The 20,772-nt window shown below is 71.8% G+C and carries 17 protein-coding genes; 10 read left to right on the top strand and 7 right to left on the bottom strand.

Features of this window, described 5'->3' with window-relative positions; genetic code table 11:
- Positions 1–277: 277 nt before the first annotated feature.
- Positions 278–1,810 carry a chromosomal replication initiator protein DnaA gene (dnaA, locus tag LG274_RS08400; protein ID WP_404463913.1) on the bottom strand — a complete coding sequence of 511 codons (1,533 nt, stop codon included), beginning with the start codon at positions 1,808–1,810 and terminating at the stop codon, positions 278–280.
- Between the two features lie 351 nt (positions 1,811–2,161).
- Between dnaA and rpmH the strand changes: the two genes are divergently transcribed.
- The 8 genes from rpmH to LG274_RS08360 all read left to right on the top strand — a co-directional run bounded on the left by rpmH (position 2,162) and on the right by LG274_RS08360 (position 9,884).
- On the top strand, positions 2,162–2,299 hold the full coding sequence (gene rpmH, locus LG274_RS08395) for a 50S ribosomal protein L34 (RefSeq protein ID WP_248116729.1): 138 nt from the start codon (positions 2,162–2,164) through the stop codon (positions 2,297–2,299).
- Between the two features lie 28 nt (positions 2,300–2,327).
- Positions 2,328–2,762, top strand: a complete 435-nt coding sequence (rnpA, locus tag LG274_RS08390; RefSeq protein ID WP_404463911.1) for a ribonuclease P protein component — start codon at positions 2,328–2,330, stop codon at positions 2,760–2,762.
- Positions 2,762–3,130: a membrane protein insertion efficiency factor YidD gene (yidD, locus tag LG274_RS08385; protein WP_248116733.1), complete on the top strand. Its 369-nt coding sequence runs from the start codon at positions 2,762–2,764 to the stop codon at positions 3,128–3,130. The genes rnpA and yidD overlap by 1 nt, the downstream gene beginning before the upstream one ends.
- 5 nt (positions 3,131–3,135) lie before the next feature.
- Entirely contained in the window at positions 3,136–4,131 is a 996-nt protein-coding gene (yidC, locus tag LG274_RS08380; RefSeq protein ID WP_248116735.1) for a membrane protein insertase YidC, read from the top strand.
- A 2-nt stretch (positions 4,132–4,133) separates the two neighbouring features.
- Positions 4,134–4,715 carry a protein jag gene (locus LG274_RS08375; RefSeq protein ID WP_404463908.1) on the top strand — a complete coding sequence of 194 codons (582 nt, stop codon included), beginning with the start codon at positions 4,134–4,136 and terminating at the stop codon, positions 4,713–4,715.
- Positions 4,708–5,439, top strand: coding sequence for a 16S rRNA (guanine(527)-N(7))-methyltransferase RsmG (gene rsmG, locus LG274_RS08370; RefSeq protein WP_248116737.1), 732 nt, complete (start codon positions 4,708–4,710; stop codon positions 5,437–5,439). Before LG274_RS08375 ends, rsmG begins: the two co-directional genes overlap by 8 nt.
- A gap of 77 nt (positions 5,440–5,516) precedes the next feature.
- Complete coding sequence (locus tag LG274_RS08365; RefSeq protein ID WP_248116739.1) at positions 5,517–6,452, top strand: ParA family protein; 936 nt, start codon at positions 5,517–5,519, stop codon at positions 6,450–6,452.
- Between the two features lie 2,040 nt (positions 6,453–8,492).
- A complete protein-coding gene (locus LG274_RS08360) occupies positions 8,493–9,884 on the top strand; it encodes a ParB/RepB/Spo0J family partition protein (RefSeq protein WP_404463905.1) in 1,392 nt (463 codons plus the stop codon).
- Positions 9,885–9,975: 91 nt separating this feature from the next.
- Here LG274_RS08360 and trxA read toward each other — a convergent pair whose 3' ends face one another.
- The 5 genes from trxA to LG274_RS08335 form a co-directional block, all read right to left on the bottom strand.
- Positions 9,976–10,299 carry a thioredoxin gene (gene trxA, locus LG274_RS08355; protein ID WP_248116745.1) on the bottom strand — a complete coding sequence of 108 codons (324 nt, stop codon included), beginning with the start codon at positions 10,297–10,299 and terminating at the stop codon, positions 9,976–9,978.
- Positions 10,300–10,397: 98 nt separating this feature from the next.
- The gene (gene trxB, locus LG274_RS08350) at positions 10,398–11,399 is read right to left on the bottom strand and encodes a thioredoxin-disulfide reductase (protein ID WP_366370832.1); all 1,002 of its coding nucleotides are present in this window, start codon (positions 11,397–11,399) and stop codon (positions 10,398–10,400) included.
- A 120-nt stretch (positions 11,400–11,519) separates the two neighbouring features.
- Positions 11,520–13,475 carry a hypothetical protein gene (locus tag LG274_RS08345; RefSeq protein WP_404463902.1) on the bottom strand — a complete coding sequence of 652 codons (1,956 nt, stop codon included), beginning with the start codon at positions 13,473–13,475 and terminating at the stop codon, positions 11,520–11,522.
- A 76-nt stretch (positions 13,476–13,551) separates the two neighbouring features.
- Positions 13,552–15,438 carry a murein biosynthesis integral membrane protein MurJ gene (gene murJ, locus LG274_RS08340; protein WP_404463900.1) on the bottom strand — a complete coding sequence of 629 codons (1,887 nt, stop codon included), beginning with the start codon at positions 15,436–15,438 and terminating at the stop codon, positions 13,552–13,554.
- Positions 15,439–15,485: 47 nt separating this feature from the next.
- Positions 15,486–16,094 (bottom strand): NUDIX hydrolase, encoded by a 609-nt coding sequence (locus LG274_RS08335; protein ID WP_248116752.1) that lies wholly within the window; start codon positions 16,092–16,094, stop codon positions 15,486–15,488.
- Positions 16,095–16,160: 66 nt separating this feature from the next.
- Between LG274_RS08335 and LG274_RS08330 the strand changes: the two genes are divergently transcribed.
- Together LG274_RS08330 and LG274_RS08325 are read left to right on the top strand one after the other, a co-directional pair.
- The gene (locus tag LG274_RS08330; RefSeq protein ID WP_404463898.1) at positions 16,161–17,621 is read left to right on the top strand and encodes a CCA tRNA nucleotidyltransferase; all 1,461 of its coding nucleotides are present in this window, start codon (positions 16,161–16,163) and stop codon (positions 17,619–17,621) included.
- Positions 17,622–17,662: 41 nt separating this feature from the next.
- Positions 17,663–19,426, top strand: coding sequence for a formate--tetrahydrofolate ligase (locus LG274_RS08325; RefSeq protein ID WP_404463896.1), 1,764 nt, complete (start codon positions 17,663–17,665; stop codon positions 19,424–19,426).
- Between the two features lie 112 nt (positions 19,427–19,538).
- Here the strand turns inward: LG274_RS08325 and LG274_RS08320 are convergent, their stop codons facing one another.
- A complete protein-coding gene (locus tag LG274_RS08320; RefSeq protein WP_248116758.1) occupies positions 19,539–20,624 on the bottom strand; it encodes an inositol-3-phosphate synthase in 1,086 nt (361 codons plus the stop codon).
- Positions 20,625–20,772: the final 148 nt, after the last annotated feature.

Raw genomic sequence — 20,772 nt, 5'->3', positions numbered from 1 at the left:
AGACCTTGTCCACACCTCGCTGGATCCGCGGAATCATGCGGTTCACGCCTGTGGACGCCTGTGGATGACGGTGGAGAACTCCTCGCTCGAGGCTGGCTCCCCACCCTGTGCGCGGCCACCGTCCCCAGGGGTGTGGACCGCTCGGAATCGGCGCGGGGATCCCGCGGGGACGGGGCGCGCGTTGTCCACAGTGGGGGCGCTTCTCCACAGGGTTGTCCACAGTGGTGGACAATGTGGATGGAGTCTCAGGCTCCGGTTGAAGGGGATCGGACGTCCCTCAGGCGCCGCGCTGCTTGCGTTTGATCTCGTTGGTGAGCTCGGTCACCTGGTTGTAGATCGTGCGACGCTCGGCCATGAGCTCGCGGATCTTGCGGTCTGCGTGCATCACGGTGGTGTGGTCGCGTCCGCCGAGCTCCTGGCCGATCTTCGGCAGGGACATCTCGGTCAGCTCGCGCAGCAGGTACATGGCGATCTGGCGCGCCGTCACGAGCGTGCGTGTGCGGGACTTGCTGGTCAGCTCCTCGAGGGTGAGGTTGAAGTACTCCCCCGTCGCGTGGAGGATCAGCTCCGGCGTGATCTCCTGCGCCGAGTCGTCCGTGATGAGGTCCTTGAGGACGTGCTCGGCCAGCTCGATGTCCACCGGCTGACGGTTCAGCGAGGCGAACGCCGTCACGCGGATGAGGGCGCCCTCGAGCTCTCGGATGTTGGTGGAGATGCGGGAGGCGATGTACTCGAGGGCCTCCGGCGGGGCCACGAGCCCCTCGGCCTCCGCCTTCTTGCGCAGGATCGCGATGCGGGTCTCCAGGTCCGGCGGCTGGATGTCCGTGATCAGGCCCCACTCGAAGCGGGAGCGCAGGCGGTCCTCGAACCCGGAGAGCTGCTTGGGCGGCAGGTCCGAGGTGATGACCACCTGCTTGTTGTTGTTGTAGAGCGTGTTGAAGGTGTGGAAGAACTCCTCCACGGTCGCTTCCTTGTCCGCCAGGAACTGGATGTCGTCGATCAGCAGGATGTCCACGTTGCGGTAGAGCTGCTTGAACGAGGCGCCCTCGTCATGGCGGATGGAGTTGATGAAGTCGTTGGTGAACTCCTCGGAGTTCACGTAGCGCACGCGCAGGCCCGGGTAGAGGCGGCGGGCGTAGTGCCCGATCGCGTGCAGCAGGTGCGTCTTGCCCAGGCCGGACTCGCCGTAGATGAAGAGCGGGTTGTAGGCCTTCGCCGGCGCCTCCGCCACGGCGTTCGCCGCGGCGTGGGCGAAGCGGTTGGAGGAGCCGATCACGAACGTCTCGAAGTGGTAGCGCTCGTTGAGGCGGCTCGTCTCGGCCGAGGTCGACGGCGGCGCCGGCGTGGGCGTGCCGGCGGCGGGACCGCCCGGGGCCGGGGCCTCGGGCGCGGGGTCCTCCTGGCGACGCTCGAAGCCGGGGAGCTCGGCGGCGACCGCGCGACGGCCGGGCCGGGAGTCGGGGTCCGGGGTCGGCTCGGCGCTCACGGGCTCGCCGGCGAGGGCGGAGCGGCGGGCCTCCGGCTCGGGGGTGCGGGGCGGCTGCAGGTTCGCGTCGATGGAGATGGCGAGCAGGATCTCCTCGCGGAACACCGCGGTGAGGGCGTCCGTCAGGGCCTCGGCCACCTGGGCGCTCTGGAGCGTCTCGCGGGTGGTCTCGTTGGGCACCGCCAGCAGGAGGGTGTTGCCGATCTGCCCCTGCGGCTGGGCCAGGTAGACGTAGCCCATGAGACGTGCGCTGACCCGCGCGTCGTCCTCCAGCGTGCTCACGACGGAGCGCCACGACGTCAGCACGGCCTGATCTGCCACCACGGAGACTTCCTTTCCTGGGGCAGCCCACCAATGGTGAGGAGACTGCGGCGAACGGCGTCCTTCGGACTCGGTGAGGGGAGTCTAGCGACTGTCCACAGGGTTGTGCACAGTCGGTGGACAACCCTTATCCTCCTGTGGACGACCCCGCCCGCCCGCCCCGCGCGCCCGGGCTCGCCCGCGCACCCGTTTGACCCGCGCGTCCGTGGGAACTAGAGTTGCCTGGTCCCCCGGGCTGTCGATCCATCGTGCCCGCCGGGGATTTCATGTCAGAGCCTCACCGGTCCATCCCCCTGGTTCACCTGTTCAGGTCGGCGGTCGCAGGCACACACAACACGTCGTGGAGTGATCACAGTGAGCAAGCGCACCTTCCAGCCCAACAACCGCCGCCGCGCCCGCAAGCACGGCTTCCGCGCCCGCATGCGCACCCGCGCCGGCCGCGCCATCCTCTCCGCCCGCCGCGGCAAGAACCGCGCGGAGCTGTCCGCCTGATCAGGCGCCTCCAGGGCTGACGCGCGCCGTGCTGCCCCGAGACCGGCGCGTCCGGACCCCCGCGGAGTTCCGCCACATCGGCCGCACCGGCACCCGGGTCGGCCGTCGGAGCGTCGTGGTGTCCCTCGCCCTGGACCCTGCGCTGACCCGGCCCTCGACGCTGAGCACGCCTCAGCGACCGCGGGCCGGGTTCGTCGTCTCCAAGTCCGTGGGGAACGCGGTCGTCCGCAACCGCGTCAAGCGCCGCCTGCGGGACATCGTCCGCCACGAGTTCGAGACCCCGGCCCTTCGGGGGCTGCCCGTGCTCGTCCAGGTGCGGGCCCTGCCCGCCGCGGCCGACGCGGACCACGCCACGCTGCGCCGAGACGTGAGCAGCGCCCTCGCCAAGGCGCTGCGCACCCGCGGCCTGACTGCGGACCCCTCTCCCCTCCCCCCGCCGCCGCCCCTCGCGAAGGAGGCCTGATGGCCACCGCCTCCTCACCGTTCACGGTGCGCGAGCCCGCGCGGGAATGGGGACCCCTCCGCGCCCTGCCCTCCACGCTGTTCGCGTGGGTCATCATGGCCTGGCGGTTCGCCGTCTCGCCCCTGTACGGGCAGGTGTGCCGGTACTTCCCCAGCTGCTCCGCCTACGGCCTCGAGGCCGTCCACGTGCACGGGGCCGCGAAGGGGAGTCTGCTCACCGCTCGTCGGATCGCCAGCTGCCACCCGTGGGCGGACGGCGGGGTGGACCCCGTGCCGCCAGGCCGACGCGTGTGGCCGCCGGGCCGGCAGCCCCGGATCATCTCCCTGAACCACCCTCCCGTCCCACCCGACCCTCAGCCGGAGGATTGACCCCCATGTTCGAAGCCATCCTCGCCCCGTTCCGCTGGCTCATGTCCTGGATCCTCGGGGCGTTCCACACCCTGCTGGAGACGGTGGGCATGCCCTCCGACTCCGGCTGGACGTGGGCGCTGTCCATCCTCCTGCTGGTGGTGCTGATCCGCACCCTGCTGATCCCGCTGTTCGTCAAGCAGATCAACGCCCAGCGCTCCATGCAGGCCATCCAGCCCGAGCTGCAGAAGCTGCAGGCCAAGTACAAGGGCAAGAAGGACCAGCTCTCCCGCCAGGCCATGGCGCTCGAGCAGCAGGCCCTCATGAAGGAGCACAAGGCGAACCCGTTCGCCGCGTGCCTCCCGCTGCTGGTGCAGATGCCGTTCTTCTTCGCCCTCTACCAGGTGCTCATCGGCGCGCGGACCGCCGCCGAGCAGGGCCAGGGCATGGACGCGCTCTCCGCGGACCAGATCCGCTCCTTCGAGGGCTCCACGATCTTCGGCGCCCGCATGTCGGACACCTTCATGCGCTCGTTCGGCCAGGACGGCGGCCTGCCCGTGCTCATCGTGGCGCTGGTCCTCATCCTGCTCATGAGCGGCTCCATGTTCTACATGCAGAAGATGCTCATGTCCAAGAACATGAGCCAGACCGCGCTGACCGGTCCCATGGCCCAGACGCAGCAGATCATGCTCTACGCGATGCCCCTGATCTTCGGCATCGGCGGCATCAACTTCCCCATCGGCGTGCTTCTCTACTGGACGTACTCCAACTTCTGGGCCGTGGGCCAGCAGTGGTGGATCATCCGCAACAACCCCACCCCCGGCTCGATCGCCGAGCAGGAGCTCAACGAGCGCCGCGCCGCCAAGGGCCTGCCTCCCGTCGGCAAGAAGGTCACCGAGGCCCCGGCCGCCTCGTCCTCCGCGCACACCTCGGGTGCGTCCGCCGGCACCGTGCTCAACGGTGAGCCGCTCCGCCCGGGTCAGCGCGTGCAGCCGCAGCGCAAGAACCGGAGGAGGAAGTGACCGTGCCCGCACAGGATCCCGCCGTCGAGGAGGACGTCCGCCTTCCGGAGGGAGGTGCAGTGCCCGACGACGGCGCCGCTCCCGGCGCGGACGAGGCACCCGAGGAGGACGGCCTGCGCCGCCTCGAGGAGGAGGGCGAGGTGGCGGCCGACTACATCGAGGAGCTGCTGGACATCGCCGACCTCGACGGGGACATCGACATCGAGGTGCGCGACGGCCGGACCTACGTCTCCGTGGTGTCCGAGGAGGACGACGAGCGCCTGGCGGCCCTGGTGGGCCAGGACGGCCGCGCCCTCGAGGCGCTGCAGGAGCTGGCGCGCCTGGCCGTGCTGACGTCCACGGGGCACCGCTCCCGCCTCATCCTGGACATCTGCGGGCACCGTCGGCGCCGGGACGCCGAGGTGCGCGCGCTGGCCGCCGACGCCGTCGCGCGCGTGCGTGACGGCGAGGGCCCGGTGCGCCTGGAGCCCATGGGCGCCTACGAGCGCAAGATCGTGCACGACGTGGTGGCCGAGGCGGCCCTGACCTCCGAGTCGGACGGCGAGGGCGCTGGGCGCCACGTCGTCGTGTCCGCCGATGCCTGAGTCGCCGACGCCGTCCTACGAGGAGCGGCCCGGGCTGCGCCCGGGTGAGCGCGGGGAACGACCCGCGCCCGAGGGCCAGCCGGCCCCGCCGCTCACCGCCGAGCTGGCCGGGCCCGCCCGTCAGCTGTTCGGGGACGCTCTGCCCCTCGCGGAGCGCTACGTGGCCCACCTCGCGGACACCGGCATCGAGTGGGGCCTGATCGGCCCGCGCGAGGCGCCGCGTCTGTGGGAGCGGCACGTGCTCAACTGCGCCGTCGTCGCGGAGCTGCTGCCCCGGGACGCGCATGTGGCCGACGTCGGCTCGGGCGCCGGGCTGCCCGGGCTCTGCCTCGCGCTGGCTCGCCCGGACTGCCGGTTCGTGCTCATCGAGCCCCTCGAGCGGCGTGTCGAGTGGCTGGACATGGTGGTCGAGGACCTGGGCCTGGGGAACGTGGACGTGGTCCGTGCCCGTGCGGAGCAGGTGGTGGGCGAGGTCAGCGCCGACGTCGTGACCGCGCGCGCTGTGACAGCCATGAAGAACCTTTTGCCCCTGACCATGCCCCTGCTGCGCGGGGAGGGCGAGCTGCTGGCCATCAAGGGACGCTCCGCGCCCGAGGAGATCCGCGCGGCCCGGAAAGTGCTCCGCACGTATGGTGGAGCTGAACCGGAGATCCTCACGCTGGGCGAGGGGCTGCTCCCCGAGACCACCACGGTGGTGCGCGTGGCCGCCCGACGCCCCCGCTGACCCTCCCCTCCCCCGGGAGGGGCCGGCGCGGATCCCCGTCGACGACGTCGTACCCGCCTCACGGAAGGAAGAGCCGCATGGCGCAGGAGCAGGAGAGCCGGGGTGGGGCCTGGAAGGCCCTGCGCCAGAAGTGGTCCGGACGGCCCCCCGAGAAGTCGGGCGCCGAGGAGGCCGCCCGTCCGAAGGCGCGCCGACTGGCGCGCCCGGAGCGGACGCGGGTGATCACCACGTCCAACCAGAAGGGTGGCGTCGGCAAGACGACCACCACGGTGAACCTGGCCGCCGCCCTGGCGCGGGCCGGGATGCGCGTGCTGGTGATCGACATCGACCCGCAGGGCAATGCGTCGACCGCGCTGAACATCCCCCATGCCGGGGACGTCCCCTCCGTGTATGACGTGCTGCTCGATGAGATGGAGATCCAGGACGTCGTGCAGGACGCGCCCGACGTCGACGGGCTGCAGGTGGTCCCCGCGACCATCGAGCTCGCCGGCGCCGAGATCGAGCTGGTCTCCCTCGTGGCCCGTGAGCAGCGCCTCTCCCGTGCCTTCGAGCGCTACGTGGCATGGCGCGCCGAGCAGGGCCAGGAGCGGCTGGACTACGTGTTCATCGACTGCCCGCCCTCGCTGGGCCTGCTCACCGTGAACGCGTTCGTGGCCGCCGAGGAGGTGCTCATCCCCATCCAGGCCGAGTACTACGCCCTGGAGGGCCTCTCGCAGCTGCTGAAGAACGTGCAGATGATCCAGAAGCACCTGAACAGCAGGCTGCAGGTCACGACCATCCTCCTCACGATGTTCGACGCGCGGACCAACCTGGCGGTCCAGGTCGCCGAAGAGGTCCGGGCCCACTTCCCCCAGCAGCTGCTCCAGACCGCCATCCCCCGCAACGTGCGCATCTCCGAGGCCCCGAGCTATCAGCAGACGGTGCTCACGTACGACCCGGCGTCTGCCGGTGCGGTGGCGTATCGGGAGGCGGCGGTCGAGATCGCCGGGCGAGGTGCCCCGACGCCTCTGTGACGGGTCGGCCCGCGTTACATCGAACGCGATGAATTGATGTTTGTCCTGATCGTGCAGGGCAAGAGGAGCGACGGCGGCGCCTGCGGGCGCCGCCGTTTCACGTGAAACCGCGCGTGAGGCATCCTCGACGGTCGACCCTTCGCGGGAGGGGACTGGGCGGGCCCGGGCCGGTGGGTGCCGGTCGGGGCCGCGGGCCCGGTGCGGCGGGGTGTTCGAGGCGTGCCTATCCGGCGCGGGACGCCTCCCCAGGCATGGGCCACTCTGCAACGAGCAGTCGGCGCCGGCGTCGCGCCCTCTCCCCCGGGCGGTGCCGCTTCTGTGCGGACCGTGACGGGGTCCACGCGTGCGACGGACCTCAGTGCATATGAGCGGTGCTGGGCGCGCCATCCCCGCGGAGACCCTGCTCGCCACTCGCCCATTCCCCCAGCGCCGCGGGTCGATCCCATGCGACCGCGCAGAGGATGAGGGAGAGTGGATGACCGTGGAGCCCCGGGGAGCAGGAGGAGGATCCGCTGTTGATATGTGGAGAACTCCTGTGGACAACGACGACACCAGTCTGCTGGCATACAGGTCGATTGCTGTTCATGAAAGATCTCCGTGTGGATAACGGGGCCTATTCTCACTCTTTCGCCTGTGGACACCGGGGTGTGCACGAGGCGCGGAGCTGTGGATGGCGAGTTGCCAGCCGCGGTCTGAGGGTCGAAGTGAACGGTGGAATGCGGCTGCAATGCTCAGGCATCTTCCGAGCACTGGCCCCTGCTCCCCTTGTGCCCGCTATTTCCCGTGGCGAACTCAGAGGCAGAAGGGGCGTGATTTCCCTCGGACTCCTCTCGCCGAGAAAGGCGAGCGCTCAATGGCGGAGCCGGGAACTGTATGCACGGGGACGTGCCGGCAGGTGCTGCGCCGTTCTGGGAAAGCGGTGCTGGCCGGGTGGCACCTCGCGTTTGGACGGACCGCTCCCCCAACGGGGATGACACCTGCACCGTCTAGTTCACCTGCGGCTCCGGCGTGAGCAGGGACTGAGAAGGATGAACGCAATGGGCAAGCGAAGGCGACGGCCAGCTGCCTCAGCCGTGTTTCACGTGAAACAGGGGGCGATTCGACCTCGCGCGCCCTGTGGCCCGTGGTTCTGAAGCCTTCCGAGTGCTCCGATCGCCATCCTTGAAGAATGCATTTGAGGATCATCCGGCGAACCTTGAGTGAAGTCTCTGCTCTTCCTCTGGGCCTGACGCAGGTGGAAGGGTGCGCCCTGAAGTGGTCCTCCGGATACGACACTCCACAGAAGGCAGCCCTCCTCTATCGGGCGCATAGGTGGGCGCTAGCGTCAGGCCGCGAGAGGCGGATGCATCGGCACGTGCCGGTGCTTGTCTATGCGCGCGTCCGCCCGTAGCCCAAGAGTCGGAACAACTGCCTGATTCACCGCATCGTGATACACCTGGCCTGACATGTTTCACGTGAAACGTGGAGCGTTTCGTCTCGGCACCTAGGGCGGAGTAGATCCCCGCAGATGGACGGGATCGGACTTCCCTCGGGGCAGGTCATCTCCGCTGCCGCCAATCGCGGGATCTGGGGAGTTGTCTGCCGTGTTCGAAGCTGGGCACTGGGCACTGGATACCTGGCACGGATTGTAAGGCCGTCAGCTGCGGGCCGCATCGGCACATCTGGACCTCAGTTGCGGAAGCACATCTGAAGGACTCCGGTACAGGCGCTTCTGGTTGTTGAATCGAGTCTCTGTACGGGAGCGGGGCCTCAGCCGAGTGTGTACGTCGATAGCCCCGGAGTTCTGAATCTCCCCTGCGGCCGAAGGGCACGGATGGTGTTTCACGTGAAACGACAGACCCTCAGAGCTGCCGGGGAACATCCCACCCCGTGACGGCCGTCCTCGCTGGCGTCGTTCCGGCCGCAACGCGGCTGCGGCAGAAAGGAACAGGCAGCAACCGAGAGCGAGAGCCGCGCATAGACTGACCTCGACCACCCCACTCGCCAGGAGGACCTGTGAAGACCAGCCGCCGCGGAGGCCTCGGCCGAGGCCTTGGAGCATTGATCCAGAGCACCGCCGAACCGGAGATCGAGCAGACCGAGGCAGGGGAGGAGGCCACTCTCGTTCCCGCCGAGCAGGCGCGCGACGCCAAGGCCGGCAAGGACGTCTCGGCCGCCACGCCGAAGACGGAGAACGCTCGGAAGTCGCGCCCTGCGGACAAGGCAGACAGTGAAGGCGGCACTGGGGGCAAGACGAAGGCCGCCCCTTCCACGGACGATGCTCCGCAGTCCAAGGCCGGCACCGCACAGAAGAGCGGGGGAGCCGCAGGACCTCGTCCCGTGGACGTCTTCTTCTCCTCTCCCGCCGAGCCCGAGTCGTCGGGAGAGGCATCCGCTGCCGTCGAAAACACCCCAGCGACGCCCTCCGATGAGCCTGTCTCTCGACAGGCCCCGCGGGGCGGCCGGCCGGTCATGCCCACGGTGAAGGCCCCGGCGACGAAGAAACCCGGACGAGCGGACACCGGAACGAAGCCGGCAGACGCCGGAGCAACGGGCGCCACGACCACGGAAGCTCCGCCCGCCGGGCGCGCCACTGCCGCCCGTCCTGCACCGCAGAGCGAGGGCACCGTCCCCACGAGCATCGCCGTGCTGCGGGAGATCCCCGTGGGGGACATCCAGCCGAACCCGCGGCAGCCGCGTGAGGTGTTCGACGAGGAGAACATGGCGGAGCTCGTCACCTCCATCCGCGAGGTGGGCGTGCTGCAGCCGGTGGTGGTCCGTGAGGTCTCCGGAGCCGTCCCGTACGAGCTCATCATGGGTGAGCGCCGCTGGCGGGCCACCCAGCTGGCCGGGCTCGAGACCATTCCCGCCATCGTCCGGCACACCCCGGATCAGGACCTGCTGCGGGACGCGCTCCTCGAGAACCTCCACCGATCCCAGCTGAATCCTCTCGAAGAGGCGGCCGCGTATCAGCAGCTCATGGAGGACTTCGCCTGCACCCAGGACGAGCTCTCGCAGCGGATCGGCCGCTCCCGGCCGCAGATCTCGAACACCATGCGCCTGCTTCGCCTGCCTCCCCTGGTGCAGCGTCGGGTGGCCGCGGGAGCACTCTCCGCGGGCCACGCCCGCGCTCTGCTGGGCCTCACCGATCCGGCGGAGATGGAGCGCCTCGCTCAGCGGATCGTGGCCGACGGGCTCTCCGTGCGCGCCACCGAGGAGGCTGTCACGCAGCTCCAGGGCACGGTTCGCCCCGGCCCCGCAGCGCGACGCACGCGAGGGGAGAGCGCCCACCACGAGCGGCTGGACCACTTCGCCACGGCGCTGACCTCGCGGCTCGACACGAACGTGAAGATCACGCTGGGCGCGCGGAAGGGTCGGATCGCGATCGACTTCACCTCGGTGGACGATCTGAACCGGATCATGGACGTCATCCAGGGAGACACCTCCCGCTGACCCCGCACACCGCGCATCGGTCCGCGTCCGCGGACACAGCAGGGCCCCCTCCGTCTGGAGGGGGCCCTGCTGTGGGAGTCCGGGGGACTGGTCAGCCCAGCAGCGCGGAGAACTCCTTCTCCAGCGCCGCCTTGGGCTTGGCGCCCACGGACTCGGCGACCTTCTGGCCGCCCTGGAATCCGAGGACCAGCGGGATCGAGGTCACGCCGTACTGGGCGGCCGAGGCCGGGTTCTCGTCCACGTTCACCTTGGCGATGACGACCTTGCCCTCGTAGTCGTCGGACATCTCCTCGAGGACGGGGCCGAGCATGCGGCACGGGCCGCACCACTCCGCCCAGAAGTCCACGAGGACGGGGAGCTCGGAGTCGAGGACCTTCTGCTGGAAGTCGGCATCGGTGACGGTGATGGTGCTCATGGGAGCCTCCTGGTTTTCGGTTCGAGACGGGTTCAGGGTCGTTCTTTGATACGAGGGTGACGCAGTCCCGCAGACCTCACGGGTCAATCGTCAGACGGTCATGCCGGCACGCTGTCGGAGGCCGGCTCGGCCGGGGCGGCCTCCTCCACGTCCGCGACGGTGGCCAGGTAGTGCTCGACGTCCTGGGCGGCCACGCAGCCGGAGCCGGCCGCGGTGATGGCCTGGCGGTAGCTGTGATCGGTGACGTCGCCGGCCGCGAAGACGCCGGGCACCGACGTGCGGGAGGACGGGTGGTCGATGCGGATCGTGCCGTGCTCGGTGAGCTCGAGCTGGCCCTGCACCAGGTCGGTGCGCGGATCGTGGCCGATCGCCACGAACAGGCCGGTGACGTCCAGGGTCGACTCCTCGCCGGTCGCGGTGTCCCGCAGGCGCACCGACTCGAGCTTGTCCGCGCCCACGAGTTCGACGACCTCGGTGTTCCAGCGGAACTCGATCTTCTCGTTCTCCTCGGCACGGCGCGCCATGATCTTCGAGGCCCGCAGCGAGTCCTTCCGGACCAGGACGGTGACCTTGGAGGCGAACTTGGTGAGGAAGAGGGCCTCCTCCATCGCGGAGTCGCCGCCGCCCACCACGGCGATGTGCTGGTCGCGGAAGAAGAAGCCGTCGCACGTGGCGCACCAGCTCACACCGTGACCGGAGAGGCGCTTCTCGCCCTCCACGCCCAGCTCGCGGTAGGCCGAGCCGGTCGTCATGATGACGGCGTGGGCGCTGATCCGCGTGCCGTCGCCCAGGGTGAGCACCTTGGGGGTGGCGGTGAGGTCGGCCTCCACGACGTCGTCGTAGCGCACCTCCGTCTCGAAGCGGCGGGCCTGGGCTTCGAGGTTGGCCATCAGCTCCGGGCCCTGGATGCCTTCCGGGAAGCCGGGGAAGTTCTCCACCTCGGTGGTGTTCATCAGCTCGCCGCCGGCCGTCACCGAGCCGGCCAGCAGCACGGGCTCCAGGTGGGCGCGCGCGGTGTAGATCGCGGCGGTGTAGCCGGCCGGGCCGGAGCCGATGATGGCGACGTTGCGGACGCTCGGGTCCTGATCGGTGGGTGCCACGGGGGTTCCTCCAGGTGGGGTCGGGATGACGGACGCTCACCCGGCACAACAGCCGGCCGCGCCCCGGGTATTCCGCCCGCGGGCGCCCCGGGTGGTTCCCGACGCCCCGCGTGGGACGGCTCAGCGGACGGTGACCTCCGTCAGGCGCAGTCCGTACGGGCGCTCGCCGCCCCCGGCCTCCAGGCGGGGCAGGGAGGTGATGCGGAGGATCACGTGGCCGGCCGCCGCGTCGTCGGCTTCCACCGGGACCACGGCGCGGTCGGCGTCGAAGGTCCCCTGGCCGACCTCGCGGGCGTTCTCCCCGTCGGGGGAGTCCGCCAGGAGCACCGTGAACGCACCGCCGGAGCCGCCGGCGTGGTCGACCACGACCTCGTTCACCCGGGCCGGCTCCTCGAGGGCGACCGCGAGGTCCATCGAGGCCACATAGCCGCCGAAGTTGGGGCGCGTGTAGGTGTAGCTCTGCCAGGCCGTGGACGTGTCGCCGTCCACGAGGCTGCCCAGCTCGCCGTCGTGGGCGTCCTCCAGGCTCGGCATGTCCGGGACGGACCGGGCCACGCCCGCGGCTCGGGGGCGCCCGGCGGGGGCCGTCTCCGACGACGACGCGCCCCCGGTCGCGGCGGGGGAGCTCGCCGCCGGGGCCGCGGACTCGGCCGGGGACTGCGTCTCGGACTCGGCCGGGCTGGTGGCCGTCTCCGCGGGGGAGGAGGCCGGGGACGACGAGGCCGCCGGGGGTGCGGCGGCGGAGGAGCTCTCCGCCGCCGGCACGGCGCGCAGGTTCTGGTTCAGCAGCAGGAAGCCCAGGGCCACCGCGGCCAGCAGGCCCAGGAGGATCAGCAGGGGCAGCAGCCACTTCGACCGTCCGCCCGAGCCCTCCGGGGCCTCGGCGCGGGAGCCGGCCTCGGCGTCGTGGACGTGGTCGGGGACGGGGGCGACGGCGGGGCGCGCCGCCGCCTCCGCGGCGCGCGGCAGGGCGTCGGGGGCCAGGGGAGCGATGGGGGTCAGCGGGGCGCGGGACGCGTCGGGGGACTCCCCGGACGACGCTGCGGGCGTCTCCCCGCCCTCCGTGCCCGGGGTGGTGCTCAGCGGCGTGAAGGCGGGCAGCGCGCGGCGGGGCGCGGGACGGGTGCGCGGCGCCGGCTTGGCGCCGGTGGCGGCCACCGTGGCCGCGGCGACGTCGGCCCGCCAGGAGGCCGCGGTGTCAGCCGACGGCTCCTCGGGGTGCGTCGGAGCGGGTGCGCGAGTCTCCGTGGACGGCGTGGCCGCGGCATCCTCGAGGGTCTCGGACGCGTCGGCCTGGGTCTCGGTCGGGGCGTCGGCGGCCTCGTTCGCCGTCGGGGCGTCGGTGGCGCCGTCCGCCTGGACGACGGCGACGGACTCCGTGGGATCGGGTTCCTGCGTGAGCTCGTCCCGCGGCCTCAGCTCAGACTGCTGGGCGTCGGCCTGCTCCGAGGCCGCGCGCTCCTCTCGGGCCTTGACCTCCTCGACGCGGGCGCGCGTGGCGGCGGCGGCGGCGGCGAGGGCGGAGGCCGCCGCGGCGGCCTTGGCCGCGGTGCCGTCCGCGGGGCGGATCCGCTCGGTGAGGCGGTCCGAGATGCGGTTCAGGATGCCCGGGCGGCGCCGCGACTGCTCCTCGTCGGCGCGCAGCTGCCGGTCGAGGTCGGAGTAGTAGTCCTCGTCGTCCTCGTAGCGGTGCGCCTCGCCCCGGCGCGCCTCGCCGAAGATCTCCGAGCCCAGGGTGTCGGTCTGGAACGGTTCGACGAACACCTCCTGGGGGTAGGCCAGGCCCAGCAGGACGTCCGGGTCGGGCCCGCCGCCGGCGATCAGGTAGGTCCGCCCCTCGCTGAGCCCCAGGTCCAGGACCTGGACGTCGTCCTGGCGCTCGCCCGTGGCCAGCTCCCGTGCGGAGGTGGCCACCTGGGCCGCGTCCTCCCTTGAGGCCACCAGGATGGTGACGCGTCGGTTGAGGACCTGGTCGGCGCCGAGGAACACGAGGTTCTGGTCCGCGGACGTGACCAGGTGCTCGGTGATGCGGTAGCGGCCGCCCAGGACGGAACCGACGGCGAGGGGCTGGGTCACGGGGTCTTCTCCTGACGACGGGGACGAATCCCGATGATACTGGGGCGGGGCCCGCCACGGCGGGTCGGGGGCGGGGTCAGCGGGCGGAGGGGGAACGGGAGCCGAGCACGCGGCCCAGGGCCGGCACGCGGCTGACGATCGGCCGCAGCGCGTCGTCGAGCTCGGGGAAGCGCAGGGCCCGCAGCACCATCAGGTAGACGGGGGCCATCACGGCGCCTGTCAGTGCGCAGGTGAGCAGCGCCGTCAGGATGGAGTCCCACGCGTAGCCGCCGTCGTAGCCGCCGAGCATCCACACCACCGCCGCGCCCGGCACCGCGGCCACGAGGGCCGCCAGGCCGGTCTGCGCGTGCGCGGCCACCACGGAGGCCAGGCCGTAGTCGCCGATGCGCCGCGCCGTCAGCACGTGGGCGACCACGAACTGATAGACGTAGGAGAGCGTGCCGACGGCGGCCACCCAGTGGCCGAACGACCAGGCCGGGAGCACCCAGGCGCCGGCGTACGCGAGCACCAGCATCCCGAGGGCGGAGGTCACCTGGATGACCATGGGCGTCCGGGCGTCCTCGGCCGCGTAGAAGCTGCGCAGCAGGTAGAAGCTCGCGGAGCGGAACGGCAGGCCCGCGGCCAGGATGAGGAGGATCTGGCCGATCGCCACGCCGGAGGCCAGCGCGGTGTCCGCGGAGGAGCCGAAGATGCGGCCCAGGGGCCCAGCGAGCACCACGTAGAGGCCCACGGCGAAGAGCAGCGGCACCGTGAACGCCCGCAGGCCGGAGCGCAGGGAGTCGCGGACGGCCCCGTCGTCGCCCCTGCCCACGGCGCGGGTGAGGCGGTTGAAGAGCACGGTGGCCAGGGAGATCACGAACACCGAGTGCGGCAGGATCGCGATCAGCATGCCCACGTTGTACGCCTGGAGCCCGGGCACCGCGGCCTGCGCGAAGGCGTCGGACCAGCCCTCCGTGCCGGGGATGCGGGCGGAGGCGTCCGCGCGGGCCGCCGTCGCGCCGGTGACGATGCGGGTGCACAGCAGGTTGACCACGTTGCCGACCAGCATGGTCAGCAGGGTCCAGCCCGCGAGCCTGCCCGTGGAGCGCAGGCCCATGCCCCTCCAGCCGAACGTGGGGCGCAGGCCCAGGCCGAGCCTCCGCAGGGGCAGGAACAGGATGAGCGCCTGCGCCACGATGCCCAGGGTGTGGCCGCCGGCGAGCACCATGGTCTGCGTGGTGGTCCACTCCGCGAGCTGGTCCCCGCCCGAGTAGCGGCCGAACATCACGAGGTAGAGGACGATCGTGGCGATCGCGACCACGTTGTTCACCACGGGCGCCCACATGTACGCGCCGAACCGCCCGTGGGCGTTGAGCACCTGGCCCACGATCGCGTACATCCCGTAGAAGAACACCTGGGGCAGGGTCCAGACGGCCAGGACCGTGCCGAGCGCGAGCATCGGCTCGGACCAGCCCGCGGTGAGGGTGCTCATGAGGGGCGCGGCGGCCAGCGTCAGCAGCACCGTGAACGCCGCCATCACGAGGGTCGCCAGGGTCATGAGGCGCGAGGTGTAGTCCGCGCCGCGGTCGGCGTCCTTCGCGTGCTTGATCAGCTGGGGCACGAGCACCACGTTGAAGATGCCGCCCGCGAGCAGCATGTAGATCACGTTGGGGATCGTGTTCGCGGACTCGAAGACGTCCGCCACGAGCGCGGTCGAGCCGATCGCGACCGCCAGCAGGATGGTGCGCACGAAGCCCAGCACGCGGGAGGCGAGCGTTCCCGCGGCCATGATCGCGGTGGAGCGGGCGGCGCGCTGCTCGCCCTCCGGCACGACGTCGGCGGGCGCCGTGGCCTCGGTGGCCGCCGAGGGCGTCGCCCCGGGGGAGGCGGTCTGCGCGGCCCCCTCGGCGGTCACCTCGTCCTGGGTGGGGGTGGCGGCCGGGGCGGTCTCCAGCGCGCGGCGCGGGGCAGGTCTGCTGCTCATGGGGGTCACCCGTCGTTCTCAGGCGGCCCCGCGCTCGGGGCCGGGGTTCAGGGGCGGTGGTCGCGGGCGCCGCCCGCGGGGAAGTGCTGGTCCACGATCCGCCGCGCCAGGTCCACGATCCGGCGCTCGTTGGCGAAGGAGAGGCGCCGCGCGACGTCCTCGAGGCGCACCCACGCCACGTCCACGGCCTCGTGGTCCGGGTCGTTCTCGATGGTCAGCTCGCCGCCGGTCGCGCGCAGCAGGAAGTGGTGCACGGTCTTGTGCACGCGGTGGCGGGACACGGTGAACCAGTAGTCGATGGAGCCCAGCGGCTCGAGGATGTGCCCGGCGATCCCGGTCTCCTCCTCGACTTCGCGCACGGCCGCCTGGCGGTGGTCCTCGGCGCCCTCGGGGTGGCCCTTGGGCAGGCACCACTCGAGGCGTCCGCCGCGGTTGTACCGGGCGATGATGGCCACCTCGAGGCCGTCCTCGTGCTCGCGGATCACGATGCCGCCGGCGGAGACCTCCTCGACGGTGGGCAGTCCGGCCGCCCCGGGGGCCCGCGGCGCGACGACGGGGGGAACCTCCGCTCGGACGGGCTCGGGACGACGTCGTCGCAGCCCCAGTGCGGAGGGCAGGGGGGCGCCCCGGTGCGCAGAAGGATCGGGGCTGGTCATGCCCACAACTCTAACGCGGCGGGCGCGGAGCCGGGGCGGAGAGGGTCTGGCACCCTTGTAGGCATCATGGAACTGAGCCACGACTCCCTCGCACTGCCCCCCGGCTTCCCCGCGGACGCCTCCCTGCCCGCCGTCGTCGTGGAGCTGGGGGAGAGGTTCGCCGGCGCCGGGCACGAGCTGTCCCTCGTGGGCGGCCCGGTGCGCGACCTCTTCCTGGGGCGGGACTCGGGGGACCTGGACTTCACCACGGACGCGGACCCGGACGCCGCCGAGGCCGTGGGCGCCGGCTGGGCGGACGCCACGTGGGACGTGGGCCGGCGGTTCGGGACGATCGGCTTCCGCAAGGGCGGCTGGCAGCTGGAGGTGACCACCTACCGCGCCGAGCAGTACGACCCGGAGAGCCGCAAGCCGCAGGTGGCCTTCGGGGACAGCCTCGAGGACGACCTCTTCCGCCGCGACTTCACCGTGAACGCGATGGCCCTGCGCATGCCCGAGATGGCTCTCGTGGACCCGCACGGCGGCGTGCGGGACCTCGCCGCGGGCGTGCTGCGCACCCCCGGCACCCCCGAGGACTCCTTCTCGGACGACCCGCTGCGCATGCTGCGCGCCGCCCGCTTCGCCTCCCAGCTCGGCTTCGAGGTGGCGCCCGAGGTGGAGGCCGCGATGACGGCCATGGCCGAGCGCATCGCGATCATCTCCGCCGAGCGCGTGCGGGAGGAGCTCGTGAAGCTCGTGTGCGGCGCCCACCCGCGGCGCGGGCTGGACCTGCTGGTCCGCACCGGCCTGGCCGAGCACGTGCTGCCCGAGCTGCCCGCCCTGAAGCTGGAGACGGACGAGCACCACCGCCACAAGGACGTCTACGACCACTCCCTCACGGTGCTCGAGCAGGCCGCCCAGCTGGAGGCGGAGTACTCCCCGGAGCGGCCCGACGTCGTCCTGCGCCTCGCCGCGCTGCTGCACGACGTCGGCAAGCCCGCCACGCGCCGCTTCGAGAAGGGCGGCGCCGTGACGTTCCGGCACCACGAGAACGTGGGCGCCAAGCTGGTGCGCAAGCGGCTGCGCGCCCTGAAGTTCGACAACGACACCACCAAGGCCGTGGCCCGCCTCGTGGAGCTGCACATGCGCTTCTACGGGTACGGGGACGCCGGGTGGACCGACTCCGCCGTGCGCCGCTACGCGCACGACGCCGGGGACCTCCTGCCGCGTCTCCACGCGCTGACCCGCTCTGACGTGACCACGCGCAACCGCCGCAAGGCCGAGACCCTGGCCCACGCGTACGACGACCTCGAGCGGCGCATCGCCGAGATCTCCGAGGCGGAGGAGATGGCGGCCGTCCGTCCGGACCTGGACGGCGAGAAGATCATGGCGCTGCTCGGCCTCCGCCCCGGCCCCGTGGTCGGGCGGGCCTACCGGCACCTGCTCGAGTGGCGCCTCGACGAGGGCCCGCATGAGGCGGATGTGGCCGAGGCCGAGCTGCGCCGCTGGTGGGCGGAGCAGCCGGAGGCCCAGGAGGGCGCGGAGGGCTGAGGGGCGGCGGCCCGCGAGGGCCAGGTGGCAGGATCGGCACCATGAACGACGCCGAGATCGCCGCCGCCCATCCGATCCGTCCGATCGCCGAGATCGCGGCCGAGGCCGGGATCGCCGAGGACCTGCTCATCCCCTACGGCCGGCACATGGCCAAGGTGGACGTCCACGCGCTGACCGCCCCCGAGCGCGGCCGCGTCGTGCTCGTCACCGGCATCAGCCCGACGCCGGCCGGCGAGGGCAAGACCACCGTCACCGTGGGCCTGGCCGACGGCCTCAACCTCCTGGCGCAGCAGCCGGACGCGCCGGACGCCGTCGCCGGAGCCCGCACCGTCGTCGCGCTCCGCGAGCCCTCCCTCGGGCCGGTGTTCGGCATCAAGGGCGGCGCCACGGGCGGCGGCCGCGCGCAGGTGGTGCCCATGGAGGACATCAACCTGCACTTCACCGGCGACTTCCACGCCATCACCTCCGCGCACAACCTGCTCTGCGCCCTCGTGGACAACCACGTGCAGCAGGGCAACGCGCTGGGCATCGATCCGCGGACCATCGCCCTGAAGCGCGCCCTGGACATGAACGACCGCACGCTGCGCGACGTCGTCACGGGCCTGGGCGGCCGCACGCAGGGCGTGCCGCGCGAGGGCGGCTTCGAGATCACCGTGGCGACCGAGACCATGGCCGTCTTCTGCCTCGCCGCGGACCTGGCCGACCTCAAGGCCCGCCTCGGCCGCATCACGGTGGGCTACACGTACGACGGCGAGGCCGTCACCGCCTCCCAGATCGGCCCGAACGGTGCCCAGGGGGCCATGGCCGTGCTGCTCAAGGACGCGATCAAGCCGAACCTCGTGCAGACGCTCGGCGGCACGCCCGCGCTCGTGCACGGCGGCCCCTTCGCGAACATCGCCCACGGGGCGAACTCCGTGATCGCCACGCGCACGGCCCGCCGGCTCGGAGACCTCGTGGTCACGGAGGCCGGGTTCGGCGCGGACCTCGGCGGACAGAAGTTCATGGACATCACGGCCGTGGCCGGCGGGTTCCCGCCCGCGGCCGCCGTCGTCGTCGCCACGGTGCGCGCGCTCAAGCTGCAGGCCGGGATCGCGCTGCCGGACGTGAAGGCGGGCGTCGCCGAGGCGGCCGAGCGCTCGGGCCGGGGCCTCGCCGACGTGCGCGCCGAGCACGTGGACGCCCTGCGGGCCGGCCTGGCGAACCTCGAGCGGCACGTCGGGAACATGCGCGCGTACGGGGTGCCCGTCGTCGTCGCCGTGAACCGGTTCACGCAGGACGACGACGCCGAGCTCGACGTGCTGCGCGCGTGGGGCGTGGAGAACGGCGTGCCCGTGGCCGTCGCGGACGTGTGGGGCGGCGGCGGCGAGGGCGCCCTCGAGCTGGCTCGCCTGCTGGGGGAGCACCTGCCGGCCCCGGGCGAGCCCGCGCCGCCGGTGACCGGGCTGTGGACCGAGGGGATGGAGGTGGAGGAGCGGATCCAGGCCGTCGTCCGCCGCGTGTACGGGGGCGCCGGAGCGGAGCTGAGCCCCGTGGCCCGGCGGCAGCTCGCGCAGCTGCGCGCTCGTGGACTGGACCGCCTGCCGGTGTGCATGGCCAAGACGCAGTACTCGTTCTCGGACGACCCCACGCTCCTGAACGCGCCCGAGGGGTTCACCGTGTCCGTGCGCGAGCTCTCCGCGAAGACGGGCGCCGGGTTCGTCGTCGCGCTCACCGGCGCCGTCATGACGATGCCGGGCCTGCCCGCCTCCCCGGCCGCCGACCGCATGGACGTGGCCGACGACGGCACGGTGACGGGGCTCTTCTGAGGGGGGAGGCCTCGGGGTCACCGGGGCCTCCCCCAGATGAGCTGGGCGCAGTACTGCCAGGCAACCCGGTGGGTTGCCTGGCAGTACTGCGCCCAGTGCGGCGTGCGGTCCGTCAGCGCTCGATGTCGCCGCGGATGAACGCCTCGACGAGCTCGCGGGCCTCGTCGTCGTTGTGCTGGACCGGCGGGGACTTCATGAAGTACGAGGACGCCGAGAGGATCGGGCCGCCGGTGCCGCGGTCCAGGGCGATCTTCGCGGCGCGCACGGCGTCGATGATCACGCCGGCCGAGTTGGGGGAGTCCCACACCTCGAGCTTGTACTCGAGGCTGACGGGGGCGTCGCCGAAGTTGCGGCCCTCGAGGCGCACGAAGGCCCACTTGCGGTCGTCGAGCCAGGCCACGTAGTCGGAGGGACCGATGTGGACGTCGTCCGCCGCGAGCTTCGCGGTGGTGTTGGAGGTGACGGCCTGCGTCTTGGAGATCTTCTTGGACTCGAGGCGCTCGCGCTCGAGCATGTTCTTGAAGTCCATGTTGCCGCCGACGTTGAGCTGGTACGTGCGGTCCAGGGTCACGCCGCGGTCCTGGAAGAGCTTGGCCATCACACGGTGGGTGATGGTGGCGCCGATCTGGGACTTGATGTCGTCGCCCACGATCGGCACGCCGGCCGCGGTGAACTTCTCGGCCCACGCGGGGGTGCCGGCGATGAACACGGGCAGGGCGTTGACGAAGGCGACGCCGGCGTCGATCGCGGCCTGCGCGTAGTGCTCGGCCGCCTGCTGCGAGCCCACGGGCAGGTAGCAGACGAGCACGTCCACCTTCGCGTCCTTGAGCGCCTGGGCGACGTCCACGGGCTCCGCGTCCGACTCCTCGATGGTCTCGCGGTAGTACTTGCCGAGGCCGTCCAAGGTGGGGCCGCGCTGCACGGTGACGTCGGCGTGGGGGACGTCGGCGATCTTGATGGTGTTGTTCTCGGAGGCGAGGATCGCCTCGGAGAGGTCCAGGCCCACCTTCTTCGCGTCCACGTCGAACGCGGCCACGAACTCCAGGTCGGAGACGTGGTAGTCCCCGAACTGCACGTGCATCAGGCCGGGCACGGCGTCCGTGGGCGCGGCGTCGCGGTAGTACTCCACGCCCTGGATCAGGGACGTTGCGCAGTTGCCCACGCCGGCGATGGCGACGCGGATGGGGTTCTTGGCCACGGTCAGGTTCTCTCCTCAGCGGATCCGGGATGGATGCTCGGCGCGGCGGGTGCGCACAAGGGGCCCGCGCAGCGGTGCGCGGGCGCACTGTCCCGGGGGAACAGCGCCCCCAGTTTACGACGCACGGGGGCGCGGGGGCGCGGCGAGG

It is taken from the genome of Micrococcus antarcticus, assembly GCF_044872765.1.
Taxonomy (GTDB): domain Bacteria; phylum Actinomycetota; class Actinomycetes; order Actinomycetales; family Micrococcaceae; genus Micrococcus.
This window is presented reverse-complemented; position numbering and strand designations above follow the sequence as displayed.